Here is an 18,106-nt window from a genome sequence, read left to right as displayed (position 1 = left end):
CCGACTGATCAACGTCGTTCTGCTGAAGTCGGTTCCGGGATCTGTGGCAGAGGTGTCGGTGTGCTGGCCCATGCTGGCCAGATGGATGAGACCGACGCGAAACTTGTCGGTCCGCTCAAGGCGGCGAACCTGCTGGGGCACGAGGGGTTCGACCCCGACGACGTCCAGCATCATCTCGACGAATACGTCGTCGAGATGGCCGACACCGCGATCGCGCTCAGCGGCGGCCCGGAGGACAGAGGCGATGTGTGGTTGGACGGTGAGGACCTGGAGCGGCTACGCGGCCGTCTTCGGGCTTCCCCGACAGGCTGGGCATGACCAGGCACATGCGCTGCGGTCTGCTACTTCGACCGGGCCGACGCTCACCGCGGGTCAGGTTGCGCTGTCGGTGATCTCTTCGATGCGGTCCAGCAACCTAGCCAAGATGACGGCGGGTTTCTCGCCGGGGGTGTAGCCGACCCAGTCGAGCGCGACGATCCGCCGGACCGCGTCGATGTCGGTAGGTTCCGGCCGCGGCGTGACCGTAGCGCGAACCCGCGCGTGGAGGTCGCCGGCGCCGTGGTTGAGCGCTTCGACGACGGCCAGGACCAGCTGCTGCTGTCTCGTCGAGAGCAGGTGCTCGTCAGCCACGCGACTACTCCGTCCAGGGCGTCAGGTCGATCAGCCGCATCGAGAACGTGTACGCGCCCGGCGCTTCGACCGTGGCGACGACCCGAGCACTGGTGCCCTCGATCTCGACAACACGGAATTGACAGACCCCGCCTGTCCCGAGCCTGACTAAGTCGCCCACCTGCATAGACCCGAGCCTAGTCGAACATGTGTGTGAATCAATCGCCGCGCTGTCCGCAGGAATCGGCGGATCTCACTAGTATTTCCGCGCTCAGGGCGCAGGGGCCCACGGCACCACGACGAAGGGGGAACACGATGGCCGACGACAATCCGTTCAGCGCCTACTTCACCGCGCCTGAATCCACGGCGCCGTCCGAGGCTGAGCGGCCGCGGCGCGAGGCCGAGCCCCAGACGATCGGGACGACGCCGGAGACCTGGCCGCCGCTGGAGCCAGAGGCTGACGACGATGACGGGGAGGTCGAGCAGGACGTCGTAGCCGATGCCGGTGTGGTCGACGACGGGTACACCGGCGACTGGAACGACTGGAACACCGAGCTCCCCGCCGCCGACGCGACGGCCCAGCCGGGCGATGAGGTCGATTGGGACGACTGGGCCACCACGACCGCCACCGAGCAGAGCGGCGACTACGTGCCCACCCCGACGCTGCCCCGGCTCACCGACTACGGCGGTGGCGGCAAAGTCGCGCGGCGGCCGCGCCGCAACTACGACGACGAACGCTTCGACGGCGACCGGGGCAAGACCCGGATCGTGGCTGCGGTCGGCGGGATCGTCGGAGCCGTGGCCCTGGTCGCGGTGGTCGGTGCGGTGGCCACCGCCGGCGGCGACGACCCGACCACGCCTGGGCAGGCTGGTACGACCGGGACGCGGGCGGCCACGGCCACCACGACCGCGGCGCCGCTGCCCGCTCACGCGCTGCCCGGGTGCGAGAGCTTCCGCAGCTCGTCGATCACGATCAGCGCCGAGCCCGGCGACACCTCCACCCCGCAGGGCGCGATCCTCGGATTCGAGTACAGCTACTTCGTCGACCGCAGCGCGGTCAAAGCCCGGACCTTCGTCACCGGCGACGCCCAGGTCGGCAACGACGCCGCGCTCGCCATCGGCATCGCGGGCCTGCCCCAGGACGTGCGCTACTGCGTGCACATCACCCGCGGCGACGCCAAGGACCCTGCCGTGTGGGACGTGACCGTGCGCCAGCAGTGGCCCGAGGACCTGGCGGCGGAGAAGGTCGCCTACCTCGTCCGTACCGCCGAGGTCTCCGCCGGCCGCTTCCTCATCACCAGCATCGGCTACAAGTGACGCCGGGTGCCTGACTAGATCAGGATCACCAGCGCGACGAACACCACCAGTCCGACCGGGATCCACCACCACCGAAACCCGATCGGTGGCGGGATCTGCGGCAGCGGTCCTCGCAGCGGCCGGTGTCGGTCGCGGTCGGCCGGTCCGCCGACACGGTTGAGCGCGTGGACCTGGCGCTGCAGTTCGTGGATGGTCGGCGAGAATCTCGCCCCCGGTGAGTTCGGGCACGACGGGCCCGAGTGCCAGCCGACCGCACACCGGTCGCACCGATAGCCGCTCCCGTACATGGCCACCACCTCCCACCCATCGCACCGACCGAAACGGTGCTCACCGTAGTCCGCTCGCACCATCCATGTGAGCACACGAACCGGCCCGCGCGGCCGGAGTCCCGACCTCGGTCCGGTGGCGGGCGGGGTGGAAGGCCCCGCAGCGCGGCCCGGTCGCGCCGGAGGCCTCCACCACCAATCGCTCCCAACACCCACAACCTCTCGCCAGCCACCACCCAACACCCCACGCGCACTCTCAGCCCTCCACCACCGCGCCACACACCCACCTATGTCCGGTTCGCAGGAATCTTTCGGATCGCCCCCGGGCTGACCTGCGATCCGCAGACCAGGTCCAGACAGCCTCCAGCTCGATCAGTTCGGACCTACCTTGCGGATTCGACGACGGAAAGGGACTGCGAGCCGTTTCCACTCGTATAGACGGCCCCGAGCCGTGGGTCGGCAGCGCTCCACAACCTTAACCTTGCTCGTGCTTATCCGCAGGCTGTCTGTCCACCTCGAGGGGATCACTGAGACCATCTGCTGCACACTCGTTCGAATACACCTCCAGGACATTCCGCAGCGCGTTCCGCCGCGTGTCGACCGCCGCCGCTCGCTCGTATACGAAGTTTTGTCAACAGCACGCCAATTCTTCACGTGCCGCCGACACGTTTCTCAGCGACGAGGTGCGCCTGGTCGAGGCCCCTTTTCGGTGAAGTCATGAACATGGACCCTGCTGGTACGGAATACTGGGTGTGACAACTTCCCGAACAGCAGTTTCACCGTCACAACAATGACCGGCCGCTGCCGTGCGTCACACTCGGTCGCAGCGAGGACATCAGTGAGCGCAAGGAGGGCGGAGTACCTGCTGACCATGGCCGATCCTTTGGTTCAGAATGGGAGTCCCTGACGGCGATATCGCCAGCGCCTGGTACTTCAACGCCGACCACGATTCGGTCGCTGTTTCTCTTTCTGCTCGGCTACTACCGAAACACCGACCACATCGAACCTTCCCCATTACTTCGGACGATCGAGAGGCGAAAACGATGGCTGCCAACGCACAAGTCAGCAAGGAATGCCCCGTTGGGCACATCTATCTCGTCCCAGGACGACTCAAGGTTCGCAAGGATGGGAAGTTCTTCACGCCAAAGACCGAAGAAATCATTGTCGACATCATGCCCACCGGTGCCGTATCGGTGAAGTTTCTGAAGCCGACCGCCAAATTGCGGCTGACATCTCCGCCCGGTTGCGTGTTCGAGCTACCTAACGTAGACCAACCGACCCACTATCAGTACAGCTATCCAGTCGCGGGCGACAAGACCCAGGTCCAGGCGGTAGTCATCAACCCCAACCTTCCCAACGAGCCAAAAACTATCAACCGCACCAATTCGTTGAGCTACTATTTCCCGATTACCGGTCGCGCTGGCCGCGACATCACGGTCGAGATCGTCGTGACGGGCGAACCGACCCAGGTCGTCGCCGACTCATGCCGGTGGACCGTAGCCAGCCTCGGCCTCGACACCACCAACCTTGGCGGCAAACCATTCGACGTAATCGTCCCGTGAAGAAACCCCAAACGGACACGCAGCACACGCTCTCCGCGTCGCCGTGAACGCTTCGTCATCTCGCGGTTCGATCCGATCCAACGGGCGGCAGTCGAGTACCAGAGCCCCACCATCGGCCAACCGAGCGAAGTAGTCCGGTGCGTGCGAGCGCCGCTTGCCCTCCGCCGTGGTCCAGAACAACCAGAACGGTTGCGCCGCGACACCGACCACCCCCGACAGCATCAGCCGATCGCGCTCCACCACCGACCTACCAGATTGCGTTGGCCCTTGTACGAGGGAAACCCGCGCACCGGCAGACACGTTTCGAACAGCACACCCCACGCCCCTGCCAGCGCCACCCGCTGCTCACCGGGATCGACATCGACGTAGGCGATCTCGAACTCCCCGCCCTCCGGCGGGCGCGGCACGCCCCCGCGTGCCGAACTCACACTCCGCACAGGCTCGCAGTCCTCACGTCCCCAAAACCCGCAAACTACACCCGAACTCCGCAACAACCCCCGCAAGCTAACCTCGAACACCGCAACCTACATCCGAACAGGACAATCCCGCCACAACACCACCAAGAATCTGGCACACCTCATGCTCCGTAGGTAACTTTTTGATAACGGCCCTTCGGGTGTTCTCGAAAGGTGTCCACCCTGCCTGACCTGCGGACACCCGAAATTCGGTCTCGGTGGCGTGATCGAGCTATCCCACACAGCGCGTCCGAGGTCGGTCCTATCGGTCGGGATCGTGCTTACCGTGGGTGAGGTGATGTCACTGGCGAAGCTCAGCGCTGGAGAAGGTTTCGCGTACTACACGCGCGTGATCGCCACCCACGACGCGAACGAGCGCGGCACCACCGGGATCGACGACTACTACTCCGAGAAGGGTGAGTCGCCGGGTGTGTGGCTCGGCGCCGGCCTGGCCGCGCTGGGCATCGCCGAGGGCGACCGGGTCACCGAAGCGCAGATGCAGGCGCTGATCGGTGAGGGCCTGCACCCCAACGCAGATCAGATCATCGACGCCACGATCGCCGAACAGGTCGCGCTCGGCGCGAAGGCCAAGGACGCGATCCGCTACGCGCTCAAGAAGGCTCAGCTGGGCCGCCCATACAGCCGGTACACGACCGCGCCGGGCAGCTACCGCCACGAGTGTGCCAAGGAGCTCACCGAGTGGAACACCAAGCGAGGCTTCGATCCCCGCGCCGCCGTCCCGGCCCAGGAACGACGCCGCATCCGAACTGAAGTCGCGTTGCGGATGTTCACCACCGACGTCGGCCGCGAACCGCTCAACGCCCGCGAGCTCTCCGGCTGGATTGCCCGCGCGAGCCGCCCGTCCAAGACCGCGATCGCCGGGTTCGACCTCACTTTTTCGCCAGTCAAATCTGTCTCGGCGTTGTGGGCGGTGGGCTCGCGTGAGGTCTCCGAGAAGATCGAGGCCGCCCATCACGCCGCGATCCGAGACGTCATCTCCTACATCGAATCCGAGGTGCTCTACACCCGGGTCGGGCGCCACAGCGTGCGCCAGGTCGAGGTCGCCGGACTCATCGCGACCGCGTTCGACCACCGCGATTCCCGCGCCGGCGACCCGGACCTGCACACCCACCTCGTCATCGCCAACACCGTCTTGAGGGCTGACGGGAAGTGGGGCGCGATCGACGGCCGAATGATCTACCGCTACAACGTCACCTGCTCGGAGATGTACAACACCCGCCTGGAAGCCCACCTCGAGGCGTCACTAGGGCTGGTGTTCGCCGACCGAGGTGACGGCGCCGAGAAGCGACCGGTCCGTGAGGTCGTCGGCGTCGACTCCCGCCTCACCCATGAGTGGTCCAAACGTGGCCGCGCGATCCGCTCGGCGACCTCGAAACTGGCCGCGAAGTTCCAAGCCGACCACGACCGGGAGCCGACCGCGCTGGAGCTGGTCGACCTAGCGCAGCAGGCGACGCTGTCCACACGCGCGAGCAAGCATGCCGCGCGTAGTCACGCCGAGCAGCGCGCTACCTGGCGTGCCGACGCGGTCGCGGTGCTGGGTAGTGAGGATGCCGTCGAGGCGATGGTGAACACCGCCCTGTCCCAGCAGGTTCCCGACCGTGAGCAGGTCACCGGCGAGTGGATCACCCGCACCGCCGCCGAGGCGGTGGCGGTGGTCTCGCAGACGCGCGCGACCTGGCAGCACCATCACATACGCGCCGAAGTCGAGCGTCAGGTCCGCGGCCGCGTCGCCGGCGACCAGTGGGCCACCGTGGTCGCCCAGATCACCAATGCTGCCCTCGCCGAGCCGGTTTCGGTCCCGCGTGGAGTCCACGACGTGGCCCCGGCGGTGGCCGAGCTGTCGCGCAGCGACGGGACCAGCGTCTACACCACCGCCCGCTCCACCCTCTACACCTCGCCGCAGATCATCGCCGCCGAAACCCGGCTCGTCGACGCCGGTCTGCGCCACGACGGACACCGCATCACCATCACCGACGTCGACGCCGCGATCATCGAATACGCCGCCAACAACGACGGCCTGGCCCTCAACCCGGGCCAGGCCGCGATGGTGCGGACCTTCGCCACGTCCGGTGCCCGCCTGCAAGTTGGTCTGGCCCCGGCCGGGACGGGCAAGACGACCTCGATGCGGGTCTTGGCCGATGCCTGGAGGTCGGCGGGCGGCACCGTGATCGGGTTGGCGCCGACCGCGTCGGCGGCCGCGGTCCTGGCCGAGGAGATCGAGCCCCCAGCCTCGACCGTCGACATGCTCGTCAGCCTCGCCGACCGACTCGACACCGGCGAGCTGGTCGAACCGCCGCCGTGGCTGACCGAGGTCGGACCCCAGACGCTGGTGATCCTCGACGAGGCCGCCAAGTCCGCCACCCTCAAACTCGACTCAGCCGTGGGCTGGCTGCTCGACCGAGGCGCGAGTGTCCGCGCGATCGGCGACGACCGCCAGCTCTCCGCCGTCGCCGCCGGCGGGGTCATCCGCGACATCGTCGCCCACGCCGGAGCAGCGAATCTGTCCACGGTGATGCGGTTTACGAACCTCGGTGAACGGGCCGCGAGCCTGGCAATCCGTGAGGGCGACCCGGCCGGGCTCGCCTACTACACCGACCATGACCGGATCCGGATCGGCAGCCTCGACGCCATCGTCGAACAGGCCTATCTGGCGTGGGCCGCCGACATCGACGACGGGCGCGACGCGGCGCTGCTGGCCCCGACCCGCGAACTGGTGACCGACCTCAACGCCCGCGCCCGCGCCGACCGCCTCGCCCGCCTCGAGGAAGACCCCGGCAACGAGGTGGTCCTGGGCGACGGACTGCGCGCGTCGGCCGGGGACATCATCTGCACCCGCCTCAACCAGCGGCGGTTGCGGATCTCCAAGACCGACTACGTGCGCAACGGTGCCCGCTGGACCGTGCAGCGGGTGCACGACGACGGCCGGATCACCGCCGCCCACATCGGCTCCGGACGCCGGGTCACCCTGCCCGCCGACTACGTCGCCGAGCACACCCAGCTCGGCTACGCCACCACCATCGACTCCGCCCAGGGCATGACCGTCGACACCTGCCACACCGTCCTGACCGGCCGCGAATCCCGCCCCCAGCTGTATGTGGCGCTCACCCGCGGCCGCGCCAGCAACCGGATCTGGCTGTCCACCAGCGACGGCGGCGAACCGAACTTGTACGAGTACGAGTCGGTGCGGCCACCGACCGCCCTGGACCTGCTCACCAATGTGCTAGCCCGCGACGGCGTCCAGGTCTCGGCCGCCACCGCCGAAGCCCAGGCCCACGACCCGCGAACCCAGCTCGTCGGTGCGGTCGATTCCTATCTCGACGCGCTCGGTGTCGCCGCCGAAACTCGCTACGGCGCGCAGGCACTCGCCGCTCTCGACGACGCGGCCGACAGTCTGCTGCCTGGTTTGACCACGGCCGCGGCTTACCCGGTCCTGCGTCAGCACCTGGTGACCCTCGCCCTGGACGGCAACGATCCCGTCCAGACCCTGGCCACCGCGATCGGTGCCCGTGAGCTCGGTACGGCCGTTGACCCGGCCGCCGTGCTGGACTGGCGCATCGACCCCAGCGGCTTCCACTCCAGCCGCCCCGGGAAACCGCTCGGGGATCTGGGGCCGCTGGGCTGGCTGCCCGCCATCCCTGCCCAGCTGCGCGCCGACGTCGAGTTCGGACCGCACCTGGCCGCCCGCGACGCACAGATCCGTGACCTGGCCAACCAGGTCCGCGACCTCGCCCGCACCTGGCCTGACACAACCGCCGACCAGGTGCCGCTGTGGGCACAGCCGTTGACTGCGCACCCGGATCTGGTTGCGGCGCTGGCGACCTGGCGCGCCGGACACGGTGTGCCCGACACCGACCGCCGACCAACCGGGCCCGCCGTTCGCGCTCACGCCGAACGCGACCTGCAACAGCACCTCGAGGAGCGGGTGGCCAACCGGCTCGGCGACACCGACACCGATGTCCGCCGTTGGGAAGCGCTCGCCGGGGAGCTGTCGGTGTCCGGTCTGACCGAAGATCCGGTGTGGCCGCTGCTGGCCGCCGACCTTTCCCGCGCCGACGATCACGGCCGAGACATCGCCGAGGCCGCCCGCGCCGCGGCCGCCGCCCGCCCGCTCCCGGCCGAGCAGCCCGCCGCCGCACTGCGCTGGCGCCTGGCCGGTGACCTCGACCAGCTCCCGCCCGCCACCGAGGCCCCGGCGAACCGGCAGATCCAGATCATGGAGCACGACCGGCTCCGCCGCATGAGCGACACCGCTCTCGCCGACGAGCTCGCGCGATTGCGGGGGCGACTCCGCCAGTACCAGACCGCCGCGATCCCGCACCTGGCCGACCACCAGGACCGCAGCGAAGTCGCCACGGTCACCGCCGCCCACGCTCGTCTCGACGCCGACGCCGCCCGAATCCGGCGAGCCCAAACCGAACTCGCCGCCTTCGCCGACCAACAGCGCACCGCCGAAACCACGGTCGCCGCGCTGCGCCAGGAGCTCGCCGACATCCGTGATCGCGACACCGCATGGTGGGCCCGCCGCCAGCGCGACAACGACCTCAAGGCCAAGCAGCAGGAGCTACAGGCCGCTGAGACCGCGCACCGTGACTACCTCACCCGCACTCGCGCGATCTACAACGCCGCCGGCCACGACGGTGTCCCGCACCAGCGCTGGCAATCGGTGCTGACCGCCGCCGATGATGTCGAGGCACGCGCCGCCGAACTCGACGCCGCCCAAGCCCACGATCAGGCTCGAGCCGACTCCCGTCTGCAGTTCGTCCAGACCGGCGAGGAACTGCGCGGGCGGCTGCGCTCGGTCGTCACCGAGCACCGGCGCCGCAGCGAGCTCACCGACGACGACCGCGACCGCGAGAACCAGGCCCGCCACTATCTCGACGGCCCCGACGCGCTGGTGCGCGCCACCGGAGTCCTCGACGTCGAGCCCGAACCGCCGCGTCGGGTCGAACCGCCGCGTCGGGTCGAACCGCCGCTGCACCACCGGCCCGTCCCCGAGCCGCCCCGCACCGGCCCGGACCTGGGTCTGTAGGAGGTACTGCCGCGCCTGCTCCGCAGGCTTGCCACAAGGTTGTGGGGCAAGTGCGCGAAGCGTGCGCGGCAGCCCGTTGCTCAAGCCCCTACGACAATCGGCGCGCCGCCGGGCGCGGTGCGGTTGCTACGGGCCGAACTCTTCGGCCATTTCCCGCTTGAACTCCAACTCCTGGAAGGCGTGCTCGATAAAGCCGTCCAGGAACGCCGAACATCCTTGCATTGCTTCCTGGAACTTCGGCGGGTCGATGTGGTTCTGGTTGGCCAACGATGGCGTGCCATCAGTGCGGAGGTGGTACCGCAGTTCCTGGCCGTCGGGGTCGATCTTGGTGAGCTGCCCGATGATCCGGGTTGTCGCGACGACCTCGACCTTGCGGACAACACCGGTTCCGATCAGCTCCTCGGCCACAGGCTGCACCTTGCTCCACAGCTTGGCCAGGTTGTGCGTACGGAGCAGACCTTCGTCGATGGTGAGCTGCCCGGTCCGCGCGAGCAGCCCGATCAGCTCCTTGATCTGCAGTTCAACGGTATGCCGCCAGTTGTAGACGAACGGATACACCAACAGATTCCGGTCTACCGAGCTGGCGAGCATCTGCGTGAAGAGGAGCTCGGCCGCCTGCCGGAAGCCGTGAATCCGGACGTACTCACCCGGGGCGGCGCCGCTGTAGAAGTACGCAGCGGAACGCCAGTCCGCGCCGCGAGCATCGAGAGTGTGATTGCCCTTCGGCCAAGGAGAATCAGCCGAGATGCCGAAGTCGTCCGACATCGGGAGGTCTTCGCTCATTCCGACTACCGTACGGTCGCAGCCGTCACTGTCCAGCGGTTTTCCAGACCACCAACCGCTACCGACCGTGGCCCTGACCGCGGTCCCGGTCGCGCCCGTACGGGTTGTAGCCCGGGAACTGCGTCTGCCCCGTCGACTGCGGTCGCGTCGGCTTGCCTGGCTGTGCACCCGACTGTGGGGTCAGCGGTCCGGCCGCCCGATCAGCACTGGTCGGCGGCCGTCGCACTTCGCCCAGGACGTGGCCGAACTCGTCGACGTTGAGGGTGCCGGGCCGACCAGCAAAGGCGGTCCGCTTGGCCTGCCAAGCGGACACCGTCGTAGTGACCTCGTCCTCGACGACCTCTTGGTCCTCGCGGTTGATGACCGCCAGCGAGCGCCGCGCGGCCGCCCACGGCGGGGACCCGACCTCGGTCACCGGCACAGTCCGCCGCGTCGGGTCGATCCCGGCGGCGCGCATGTGGACCTGAGTCAGCGACCGGTGCGCGTGGGAGGCCAACATCTTCGCGGCCTGGGCGCGGTCACGCTCGGCGAGCATGTCCATGATCGCGAGCAGGCACTCGGTCAGCGCGACCGCCAACGCGACCTTGCTCGTCGCCTCGGACTGCATCGACCACAGCATCCGCGCCACCGCCCGCATCCCCTGCCCATGCACCTGCTGCGGTCGGCGCCGATGCGCGGGCAGCTGCCCGGCGCGAGCGAGCTGCCGCGACACCGAGTCCAGCGGGCCCGGCTTTGTCTCGGTGCGCACCGACGCCGCGGCGAACAACCCAGCCGTCTGCGACGCGGCCTTCGCCCACGCGTCACGATCGGACACCGGGATCGTGGACATGTACTGGCTCCACCGACCGAGCTGACGGATCGCGTCCTGCTCCGACATCGGACTCGGTCCGATCGCCCGACCACTGCGAGTGGTCGCTGGCCGCAACCACTCCGCGACCGCCGCAGTGCGCGCGTCCTCGGAGGCGTCCCATCCAGTCCACCCGCGCAGCGACGACAGCGTGAGGTCCTTGGAGAGCTGCCCGCCGCCGTACCAGACCGCCTTCTCCCACGCGCCGGTCTGCAGGTTCTTCTGCGCGGGCATCCGGATCGCGTAGCCGACGACCTCGTCGGTGCCGCCCTTCGCGAACCGCGGTCGCAACACCATCCCGTCGGCGCGCAGCTCGCGCACGAACTCCGCCTCGGACTCGGTCGAGGTCGCGACCGCGCGCACCCGGCGCCGCAGCGCTTCGCGGTCGGTCTCCGGCGCACCCACCCGCTCCGCGCGGCCGCGCTCGTCCGGACGCGTCGCCTGCTCGGTGGCACGGTCCTCGCGCGAGGCGAGCACCTTCAGCCCGAACTCGCGCTCGATCGTCGCGGCCACGGCCTGCGAGCGCGGATGATCACGGCGCACATCAGCCAGCGAACCATCCGGCCGCACCACCGCCATCGCGATGTGGATATGGTCGCCACCGTTCTTCGTCAGCCCGTGATGGATCGCCGTCCACCGAACATCCGGAGCTCCGTCGGCTCGGTCGACGAACTCCATCTCCTCCATGAACCGGCGCGCGATCTCACCCCACTTCGCGGTGTCGAGCTGACCCTCCTTCGGGTCCAGCGACAGCGAGCAGTGCCAGACATTCTGATCCTTCGTCGCCGCGTCGAACGCTTCCTTGCGCGGCACGCCCTCGGCGATGCGAGCCCGCGCCTCGCGGTAGTTGGTGACCAACACCGGCTCCCCGCGCAGCACCGTCTGACGAGGAGAGTCCAACAACTTCGCGAGCTCGCCCGCGCGCGCCACGTCGATGCTCCCGGCGTAGACGGCCATGGTCACCAGGTCGCCCGCGACGACCCGAGGGTCGGTGTGCTCGTTCGCCCGGCCCGGGCCCGCGAGGTAGCGCAGCAACCCACCCATGTTCGAGCCCTTCACGATGTTCGGCATCATCGACCGCTCACCCCTCGCCGTCGACCGCGGCCGCCCACTCCTCGCTCACCGCCAGATCCGCATCGACGACCACCGACGTCTCGGTCACCGCCGGCCCCTTGCCCATCACCCACCGCGCGGTCGCGTCCACGCTCAAGCACGCCCGCACGACCGCATGCAGCGCGTCGAGGTGCGCGACCACCAGATCCGGCGCGAGCTCCCCACGCACCTGATGCATGTGCCGCGTCTGCTGATTGACGTTCGCGCCGATCCGCCGAATCTGATCGTCCAACTCGAGCAACCGCATCGCCGCGAACGCACGGCCGGCCTCGACCTTGCCCGAGTCCTGCGCCGACTCCACCAGCAGCCGCGGCACCGACACACCAGCCTCAGCAGCCCGACGCGTGAGGTCCTCGTGCTCGGCATCCGAGAGCTTCACGATGTGGCGATGCGGGCGGCCACCGGGAACGTTGGCCTGCCGCTCACGGCGCACCGACGCCCGCCGATTCGACGACTCTCCAGCCATCCCGCAGCCTCCCTACAGCCCAGCGCAGCGACCACCCGAACGGGTGGGGTGACCGATCTTAGGTCACCTAAATACTAGCTCGCTCCCTCTTCAAAAGTCCAGAACGCGACCGCGCTGGTTGGCGAGGTAGACGCGTCTTGCAACGCGACCTCACCGGCGAAATTTTCCGGGCGGCACGGGACCGCCGGCGGCTACCGGCACCGTCATGGGAGACACACACGCGGCGCGCGCCGAGGCACTGGCGGCCGAAGCAGAAGCGATCATGCGGAAAGAGATCGAGCTGGAGAACAAGGGGCACACGAACGCGTTCGCGGCCGCCGGGATCGGCGGGAACAAGTGGCAGCGGGTACAGGCCCTGCAAGCGCAGGCACAGGTGCACGCGACACTCGCACTCGCCGAGGAAGTAGCCCGCGGCAGGATCAGCGGGTAGGTCACGTAAGGTCTGCACACGACAGGGCCCTGGCGGATATGCGCCGCCAGGGCCCTGTCGCTGTGTACGGGGCGGAGATCAGATCGGGCGGGGCCCCACCACCTGGTCCACGCGCGAGAGTGCGCGCCCGACCGTGGAGTGCGCCAGACCGACCTGGGTACCGATCGCGTTGGCCTTGTGGCCCTGCGAGGCGAGCAGGTAGATCTCGGTCAGCACCGACACCGGCTGTTTGCTGAGCCCGCGCTCGGACACCGCGCGCGCGAACCGACCGGCCTCCGCGCGCGACAGCTCGCGATCGAACGGGCCGTGATCGTCCGCGCGCGATCGGTCGCCGCGCGCGATCGGCGCGGGCTCGGTCGCGCGCGCGAGCGCACCAGTGGTCGAGGCTTCCCGCGCGCGATCGACGCGCGAGGGCCGCGCGCGATCGGTGTCCTCGCGCGCGATCGAGACGAGCGCGATCGGCGCGGTCCGCGCGCGATCGACGGTCTCCTGCTCGCGCGCGACCGGCTCCTCGACAGGAGCGATCTCCGCGCGCGGCTGCTCGCTCTCGATGGCGTCGACGAGAGTGTGATCGCTATCGTGCGCGGCGATCGGAGCGTGATCGGTTTCCAGCTCAGCCGGGGTGTGCGCGGCGATCGACGGCACCTCCGCGCGCGCGGCGCTGTCGTCTCCGTGCGCGATCGGCGCGCGATCGGTCACGTGCTCGGGCTGCTCGTCGCGCGCGATCGGAGCGGTCTCGCCGTCCTCAACCGCGCACGCGAGAGTGTCGGTGTCGCGCGCGGTGTGCGCGGCGCGCGCGATCGACTGCGCGATCATTCCGCGCGCGGGATCGGTGTCCTCGCGCGCGATCGGCGCGCGATCGGCATCGCGCGCGGGCTCCTCGTCGCGCGCGATCGGTTCGTCCGTCTGCGCGCGATCGTCCGCGGGCGTGGCCGCGCGCGGGCGATCGCTCACGTTCTCGGTCGCGCGCGGCAGCGGGCCGGTTGCGGGATCGTCGATCGCGCGCAGCTCGTCCTCGTACTCGGCGAGCACCATGTCGTCGTCCCTCGCTGGCGTCGTGACCGTCGGCGCGGCTGCGTCGGTGCGGGTGCGGATGGCGAAGTGCGCGGTGTCGGCGAGTGCGGCCATGCGGTCGGCGATGTCGTCGCCGGCGGCGTCGGCGGCCGCGACTGCGCGTTCGATCGCGAGGCCATAGCGGCGCATCACCGCAGTGTGGGCGAACAGGGCCACACCGACCATCACCGGAGCGACGGAGTGCACGGCGATGTTGTAGAGGTCGCCCTTGCCGACGTAGGGATAGACGTTGAGTCCGATACTCATCGCCAGCAGCGTCCCTTCGAGCCAGCGGATCAGCGTCTCGTCCTCGCTGACACGCCACCTCGAGACGGCTGCGGAGTTGACCATGAAGGCGACCAGCACGGTGGAGATGAGCGCTTCGAGCAGGTAGCTCGCCCAGTACAGCGGCTCGCTCGGCCCGCCGGGGGCGAGGTTGTGCTGGACATTGACCGCGCTGTAGAGCATCGCGGCAACGACGACCCCGGCCAGCGCCCGCCCGGTCCAGGTCTTCTTGCGGAACAGGTCGGCAACCTGCGCGTGGGCGCTGCCCTGGCGACGCTGTTCGGCGAGGGCGCGCCGGGCGGTGACCAGGTCGCCGGCCTCGGCCCGCACCAGGTCCTCCTGGGCACGGCGCATCACGCCGGCGATCGACTGCGCGGACTCGGCTTGGGCGAGCCGTTCCTGGCGGTCGTGATTGCGCACCGATTCCGCGACGCTGCGTTCCTCGCGCAGCTCGCGCTCGGACAGCGCGGCCAGCAGTGCGGGGTCGTGCTGCTGGGCGATGCGGTCGTGGGCTTCGGCGCGGCGTTCGGGCAGCTGCGCGGTGAGCAGCGGATCGGCCTCGGTGGGTTTGCGTCGGAACATCAGCGGGTCCCCTTCTGGGTGGTGTTGGCGAGCTGGTTTTCGAGTCGGGTGACGGAGGCCTCGGCGGTGGTCAGTGCCCGCTGCAGGGCGTCGGCGCTGACCGCGGCGGCCTGCTGAACGCGGGCGAGTTCGGCGGCGTGGTCGTTGCGGAGCTGCTCGCGCTCGGTACGGGCTTCGGCGCGGACTTCGGCGAGCTCCTCGCGGATGCGGGCGAGTTCGGCGCGGGCCTCGGTGGTGCGGGCTTTCGCGTCGGCGACAGCCTCGTCGGCGCTGGCACGGACTGCGGCGACATCATCGCGCGCCTGCGCGGCCGCCGCGTCCTGAACGCGGGTGAGTTCGGCGGCGTGGCTGGTGCGGGCGGTGTCGAGCTCGGAGTGCAGGTCGGTCAGTTCGCGACGAACACTGGCCAGCTCGTCGCGGACGCGGGCGAGTTCGTCGCGGTCGCCGGCCGCGCGGGCCTCGGCGGCTGCGGCTGCGGACTCGGCTCGCTGCTGGGCGGCGGCAGCGTCGGCGACCTGGGCGTTGGTGTCGGCGATGATCCGCTCGACCCGCGCGGCGTGATCGGCGGTGAGGGTCTCGACCTGCTGTGTCGCGTCGCGACGAGCCTGCTCAGCGTCGGCTTCTGCAGCGGCGGTGCGTTCCTCGGCAGCGCGGACCCGCGCGTCGGCGGCGTCGACCTGCGTTTTCGCTTCGGCGGCGGCTGCGGCGACCTTCTCGTCGGCAGTGCGCTGACTAGCAGCGATCTGAGCCTGAGCGTCGGCCTCGGCAGCGTCGGCGCGCTGCTGCGCCTCGGCGATCCCCGCGTCGCGCTCGGCGTTGGCGCGGTCGCGCTCGGCCAGGGCGTCTTCGGCGGCGCCGTCGGCGAGTTCCTTGTCTTCGAGGGCGCGGTCGCGTTCCCGGCGGGCGGTGATGGCGTCGGATTCGGCCTCGTCGGCGCGGGCTTGCGCTGCCTCGATCTCGCCTTGGGCCTCACGGCGCATGGAGTTGACCTCGGCGACGGCGGCGTCCGGGTCCCCGGCGGCCGCGACGACGTCGACGACGCGGTCCAGCAGCCCGGACACCTGCTCGCGGTGTCCGGCCGCGACCATCTCGAACTGGGCCAGCAGATCAGCGACCGACGCGCGGGCCGACGTCACCGGCCGAGGGGTGGAGCGTTCCCGCTGCACCGGCGCGGCCGTGCCGAGGGCGGCGCGCTCCAGCTCGCGCTTGCGCGCGAAGGCGCCGGCGCGGTCGTGGCGGCGCTGGTGCCCGTCCGGGTCGATGCGGTTGTCCCCGCAGTACTCGGCCTTGCGGCCGGGTCGAGGTGCGACGGCGTCGAGAGCGCGGCCGCACACGACGAAATCGCCGGTCTCGGGGTCGCGCGCGGTGGGGAACTGGCACACCCGCGCCGGGGCGGTCGCCGCCACGGACGGGGCGGAATTTTCGGGCTGAGGCTCGGTCATACCACAATTCTACCCCATTTCGTCAGTTTTGATACGTTTTCCAAAACGTTTATTCAATACGTTTTAACGAAACAAAACGATTTGATTTCGCGCTCCCCGGCGTGCAGTCGTCCCGAGACAGGCGTTTCAGCGAGAGCCCGGCGAGCGGGGGTCTTATGCTGCGGTCGTCCGAGTAGCCCGGGGCAGGTGCGCCCGGGTGAAGCCACGGAGGAGAACTGAATGGCGTACGTACACGTCCTGCTGAATCAGAAGGGCGGGGTCGGGAAGTCGACCTTGGCCGTAAACCTGGCCGCGGTGACTGCCGAAGTCGCGGCACGACCTGGCGCCGACGACGACCCGGCCGACGTAGCTGCGGTGTCGATCGACCCACAGGGATCGGCGGTGTGGTGGGGTTCGCGGGTCGAGAACCTGCCGTTCCACGTCGTTCAGGCCCACGAGGACCTCGACGGGCTGCGCCGGCTACGCGAGCTCCCCGGCATCAACCACGTCTTCGTCGACACTCCCGGCTGGATCGACATGACACCGGCCGACGACGACAGCGACCCTCTCGGCGAGGGCCCGGCCGCGGATGCCCTGCGCGCGGTGCTGGACTGCGCCGACCATGTGGTCGTGCCGATCACGCCGGAACCCCTGAGCTTCGACCCGACCGTGCGGACGATCCGGAAGGTCGTCATACCACGCGACCTCAAGTACACCGTCGTGCTCAACAACTGGGACCCCCGCGACGGCGAGGCCGAACGCGACGAGACCCTGGAATTCATGGCGCGCAACCAGTGGTCGAACGCACGGACCGTCATCCGCCGGTACAAAGTCCACTCACGAGCCTCGGCCAACGGACAGGTCGTCACCGAGTACGCCAGCTCCGGGACCGCACTGCGTGCACGCGAGGACTTCTTCCGGCTCGCGCTCGAACTGCGGGTGTCGTGATGGCACGCGGCGGAACACGCGTCAACCTCGCCGATCTGACCGCGGCAGTCGGCGACCACTCCCCCGTCGACGGCAAGAACGCCCAGCAGCGACGCTTCGCAGCACAGACGTCGGCACCGCTGGCGGAGCTGGTTGCGAACCCGCACAACCCGCGTATCGACCTCGGCGATCTGGCCGAGCTGGCCTCGATCGCCGAGCTCCAGCTGCAGCCCGCGCTGGTTATCACCCGCGCCGCATACCTTCAGCTCTATCCAGAGGACGAGGGCGCCATCGGCAGCGCCCGATGGATCGTCGTGAACGGGTGCCGCCGCCTCGCGGCCGCCCGCCAGTACGGGTGCACCGTGCTGGAGTTCGTCATCAGGGATCAGGTCGCGACTACCAAGGCGAGTCTGCTGGCCGCATCGATCGCTGAGAACGTTGACCGGCAGAACTTCGACGTGCTCGAGGAAGCCCGCGCGGTTGACGCGCTGGTGACCGAGTGTGGCACCGCGGCGGCAGCCGGCGAGCAGCTTAAGCGGTCGAAGGGTTGGGTGTCGCAGCGGCGTGCGCTGCTCGAGCTGGCGCCGGAGCTGCAGGACGCGCTGCGTCGTGGCGACCTGGCGGTGCGGGTGGCGCGCACTCTCGCCCGGGTGCCACGTGAGGAACAGGTCGCCCGATGGCTGGCCGCCAACTCTCTTGATGAGGAGAGGGCCGAGCGGCCGCCGAAAGTGTCGGAGCCGGCCTCGGTCCCGAGGATCTCCAAGGCGTTGAAGAAGCTCGGCGCTGGGCCTGAAACGCTGGCTGCGGCGTTGACTGACTACCTCGACCACAACCAGCTCCAGGAACTGATCGCTTCGCTCAACGCGGCGGCGGTCGAACAGGCGATCCGCAGCACCGACTGACCGCCCAGTGCGGGTTTACCGCGGTAAACCCCATGCCG

General features: G+C 69.3%; 16 protein-coding genes. 7 read left to right on the top strand and 9 right to left on the bottom strand.

The window, feature by feature from the left end; all coding sequences use genetic code 11:
• The first annotated feature begins 81 nt into the window (after positions 1-81).
• Complete coding sequence (locus ACFVAV_RS33420) at positions 82-318, top strand: hypothetical protein (protein ID WP_379039617.1); 237 nt, start codon at positions 82-84, stop codon at positions 316-318.
• A 54-nt stretch (positions 319-372) separates the two neighbouring features.
• Here ACFVAV_RS33420 and ACFVAV_RS33415 read toward each other — a convergent pair whose 3' ends face one another.
• Both ACFVAV_RS33415 and ACFVAV_RS33410 read right to left on the bottom strand, forming a co-directional pair.
• The gene (locus ACFVAV_RS33415) at positions 373-630 is read right to left on the bottom strand and encodes a hypothetical protein (protein ID WP_379039615.1); all 258 of its coding nucleotides are present in this window, start codon (positions 628-630) and stop codon (positions 373-375) included.
• Between the two features lie 4 nt (positions 631-634).
• Entirely contained in the window at positions 635-796 is a 162-nt protein-coding gene (locus tag ACFVAV_RS33410; protein WP_379039614.1) for a hypothetical protein, read from the bottom strand.
• 128 nt (positions 797-924) lie between these two features.
• Here ACFVAV_RS33410 and ACFVAV_RS33405 point away from each other — a divergent pair, with 128 nt between their 5' ends.
• Positions 925-1,926, top strand: coding sequence for a hypothetical protein (locus tag ACFVAV_RS33405; RefSeq protein WP_379039613.1), 1,002 nt, complete (start codon positions 925-927; stop codon positions 1,924-1,926).
• A 14-nt stretch (positions 1,927-1,940) separates the two neighbouring features.
• Here ACFVAV_RS33405 and ACFVAV_RS33400 read toward each other — a convergent pair whose 3' ends face one another.
• The gene (locus ACFVAV_RS33400; protein WP_379039612.1) at positions 1,941-2,213 is read right to left on the bottom strand and encodes a hypothetical protein; all 273 of its coding nucleotides are present in this window, start codon (positions 2,211-2,213) and stop codon (positions 1,941-1,943) included.
• Between the two features lie 1,022 nt (positions 2,214-3,235).
• On the opposite strand from ACFVAV_RS33400, the gene ACFVAV_RS33395 reads away from it, so the two are divergent.
• On the top strand, positions 3,236-3,754 hold the full coding sequence (locus ACFVAV_RS33395) for a hypothetical protein (RefSeq protein ID WP_379039611.1): 519 nt from the start codon (positions 3,236-3,238) through the stop codon (positions 3,752-3,754).
• Between the two features lie 221 nt (positions 3,755-3,975).
• Here ACFVAV_RS33395 and ACFVAV_RS33390 read toward each other — a convergent pair whose 3' ends face one another.
• Complete coding sequence (locus ACFVAV_RS33390; RefSeq protein WP_379039610.1) at positions 3,976-4,182, bottom strand: hypothetical protein; 207 nt, start codon at positions 4,180-4,182, stop codon at positions 3,976-3,978.
• Between the two features lie 325 nt (positions 4,183-4,507).
• On the opposite strand from ACFVAV_RS33390, the gene mobF reads away from it, so the two are divergent.
• Complete coding sequence (mobF, locus tag ACFVAV_RS33385; protein ID WP_379039638.1) at positions 4,508-9,259, top strand: MobF family relaxase; 4,752 nt, start codon at positions 4,508-4,510, stop codon at positions 9,257-9,259.
• Between the two features lie 126 nt (positions 9,260-9,385).
• On the opposite strand, the gene ACFVAV_RS33380 is transcribed toward mobF, so the two are convergent.
• Genes ACFVAV_RS33380 through ACFVAV_RS33370 form a run of 3 tightly spaced genes read right to left on the bottom strand, consistent with a single transcriptional unit; the run spans position 9,386 to position 12,381 of the window.
• Positions 9,386-10,042 carry a hypothetical protein gene (locus ACFVAV_RS33380; protein ID WP_379039609.1) on the bottom strand — a complete coding sequence of 219 codons (657 nt, stop codon included), beginning with the start codon at positions 10,040-10,042 and terminating at the stop codon, positions 9,386-9,388.
• Between the two features lie 58 nt (positions 10,043-10,100).
• A complete protein-coding gene (locus ACFVAV_RS33375; protein ID WP_379039608.1) occupies positions 10,101-11,960 on the bottom strand; it encodes a relaxase/mobilization nuclease domain-containing protein in 1,860 nt (619 codons plus the stop codon).
• Positions 11,961-11,970: 10 nt separating this feature from the next.
• Positions 11,971-12,381, bottom strand: a complete 411-nt coding sequence (locus tag ACFVAV_RS33370; RefSeq protein ID WP_379039607.1) for a plasmid mobilization protein — start codon at positions 12,379-12,381, stop codon at positions 11,971-11,973.
• 292 nt (positions 12,382-12,673) lie between these two features.
• Between ACFVAV_RS33370 and ACFVAV_RS33365 the strand changes: the two genes are divergently transcribed.
• The gene (locus ACFVAV_RS33365) at positions 12,674-12,898 is read left to right on the top strand and encodes a hypothetical protein (protein ID WP_379039606.1); all 225 of its coding nucleotides are present in this window, start codon (positions 12,674-12,676) and stop codon (positions 12,896-12,898) included.
• 78 nt (positions 12,899-12,976) lie between these two features.
• On the opposite strand, the gene ACFVAV_RS33360 is transcribed toward ACFVAV_RS33365, so the two are convergent.
• Positions 12,977-14,818, bottom strand: coding sequence for a hypothetical protein (locus tag ACFVAV_RS33360; protein WP_379039605.1), 1,842 nt, complete (start codon positions 14,816-14,818; stop codon positions 12,977-12,979).
• A complete protein-coding gene (locus ACFVAV_RS33355) occupies positions 14,818-16,260 on the bottom strand; it encodes a hypothetical protein (RefSeq protein ID WP_379039604.1) in 1,443 nt (480 codons plus the stop codon). The genes ACFVAV_RS33360 and ACFVAV_RS33355 overlap by 1 nt, the downstream gene beginning before the upstream one ends.
• Positions 16,261-16,479: 219 nt before the next feature.
• On the opposite strand from ACFVAV_RS33355, the gene ACFVAV_RS33350 reads away from it, so the two are divergent.
• Both ACFVAV_RS33350 and ACFVAV_RS33345 read left to right on the top strand, forming a co-directional pair.
• Positions 16,480-17,187 carry a ParA family protein gene (locus tag ACFVAV_RS33350; protein WP_379039603.1) on the top strand — a complete coding sequence of 236 codons (708 nt, stop codon included), beginning with the start codon at positions 16,480-16,482 and terminating at the stop codon, positions 17,185-17,187.
• Positions 17,187-18,068, top strand: coding sequence for a ParB/RepB/Spo0J family partition protein (locus tag ACFVAV_RS33345; RefSeq protein ID WP_379039601.1), 882 nt, complete (start codon positions 17,187-17,189; stop codon positions 18,066-18,068). The genes ACFVAV_RS33350 and ACFVAV_RS33345 overlap by 1 nt, the downstream gene beginning before the upstream one ends.
• The last annotated feature ends 38 nt before the right edge of the window (positions 18,069-18,106 follow it).

The organism is Nocardia sp. NPDC057663 (assembly GCF_042799895.1).
GTDB lineage: Bacteria > Actinomycetota > Actinomycetes > Mycobacteriales > Mycobacteriaceae > Nocardia.
The sequence above is the reverse complement of the archived record's forward strand: the minus strand, read 5'-3'. Positions and strand labels throughout refer to the sequence as shown.

Excerpts from the sequence above, each read along its gene's own strand:
- ACFVAV_RS33375 (WP_379039608.1), bottom strand. The coding sequence starts at position 11,960 with ATGCCGAACATCGTGAAGGGCTCGAACATGGGTGGGTTGCTGCGCTAC.
- ACFVAV_RS33365 (WP_379039606.1), top strand. The coding sequence starts at position 12,674 with ATGGGAGACACACACGCGGCGCGCGCCGAGGCACTGGCGGCCGAAGCA.
- ACFVAV_RS33420 (WP_379039617.1), top strand. The coding sequence starts at position 82 with ATGGATGAGACCGACGCGAAACTTGTCGGTCCGCTCAAGGCGGCGAAC.
- ACFVAV_RS33410 (WP_379039614.1), bottom strand. The coding sequence starts at position 796 with ATGCAGGTGGGCGACTTAGTCAGGCTCGGGACAGGCGGGGTCTGTCAA.
- ACFVAV_RS33395 (WP_379039611.1), top strand. The coding sequence starts at position 3,236 with ATGGCTGCCAACGCACAAGTCAGCAAGGAATGCCCCGTTGGGCACATC.
- ACFVAV_RS33400 (WP_379039612.1), bottom strand. The coding sequence starts at position 2,213 with ATGTACGGGAGCGGCTATCGGTGCGACCGGTGTGCGGTCGGCTGGCAC.
- mobF (WP_379039638.1), top strand. The coding sequence starts at position 4,508 with ATGTCACTGGCGAAGCTCAGCGCTGGAGAAGGTTTCGCGTACTACACG.
- ACFVAV_RS33350 (WP_379039603.1), top strand. The coding sequence starts at position 16,480 with ATGGCGTACGTACACGTCCTGCTGAATCAGAAGGGCGGGGTCGGGAAG.
- ACFVAV_RS33360 (WP_379039605.1), bottom strand. The coding sequence starts at position 14,818 with ATGTTCCGACGCAAACCCACCGAGGCCGATCCGCTGCTCACCGCGCAG.
- ACFVAV_RS33355 (WP_379039604.1), bottom strand. The coding sequence starts at position 16,260 with ATGACCGAGCCTCAGCCCGAAAATTCCGCCCCGTCCGTGGCGGCGACC.
- ACFVAV_RS33405 (WP_379039613.1), top strand. The coding sequence starts at position 925 with ATGGCCGACGACAATCCGTTCAGCGCCTACTTCACCGCGCCTGAATCC.
- ACFVAV_RS33380 (WP_379039609.1), bottom strand. The coding sequence starts at position 10,042 with ATGAGCGAAGACCTCCCGATGTCGGACGACTTCGGCATCTCGGCTGAT.
- ACFVAV_RS33345 (WP_379039601.1), top strand. The coding sequence starts at position 17,187 with ATGGCACGCGGCGGAACACGCGTCAACCTCGCCGATCTGACCGCGGCA.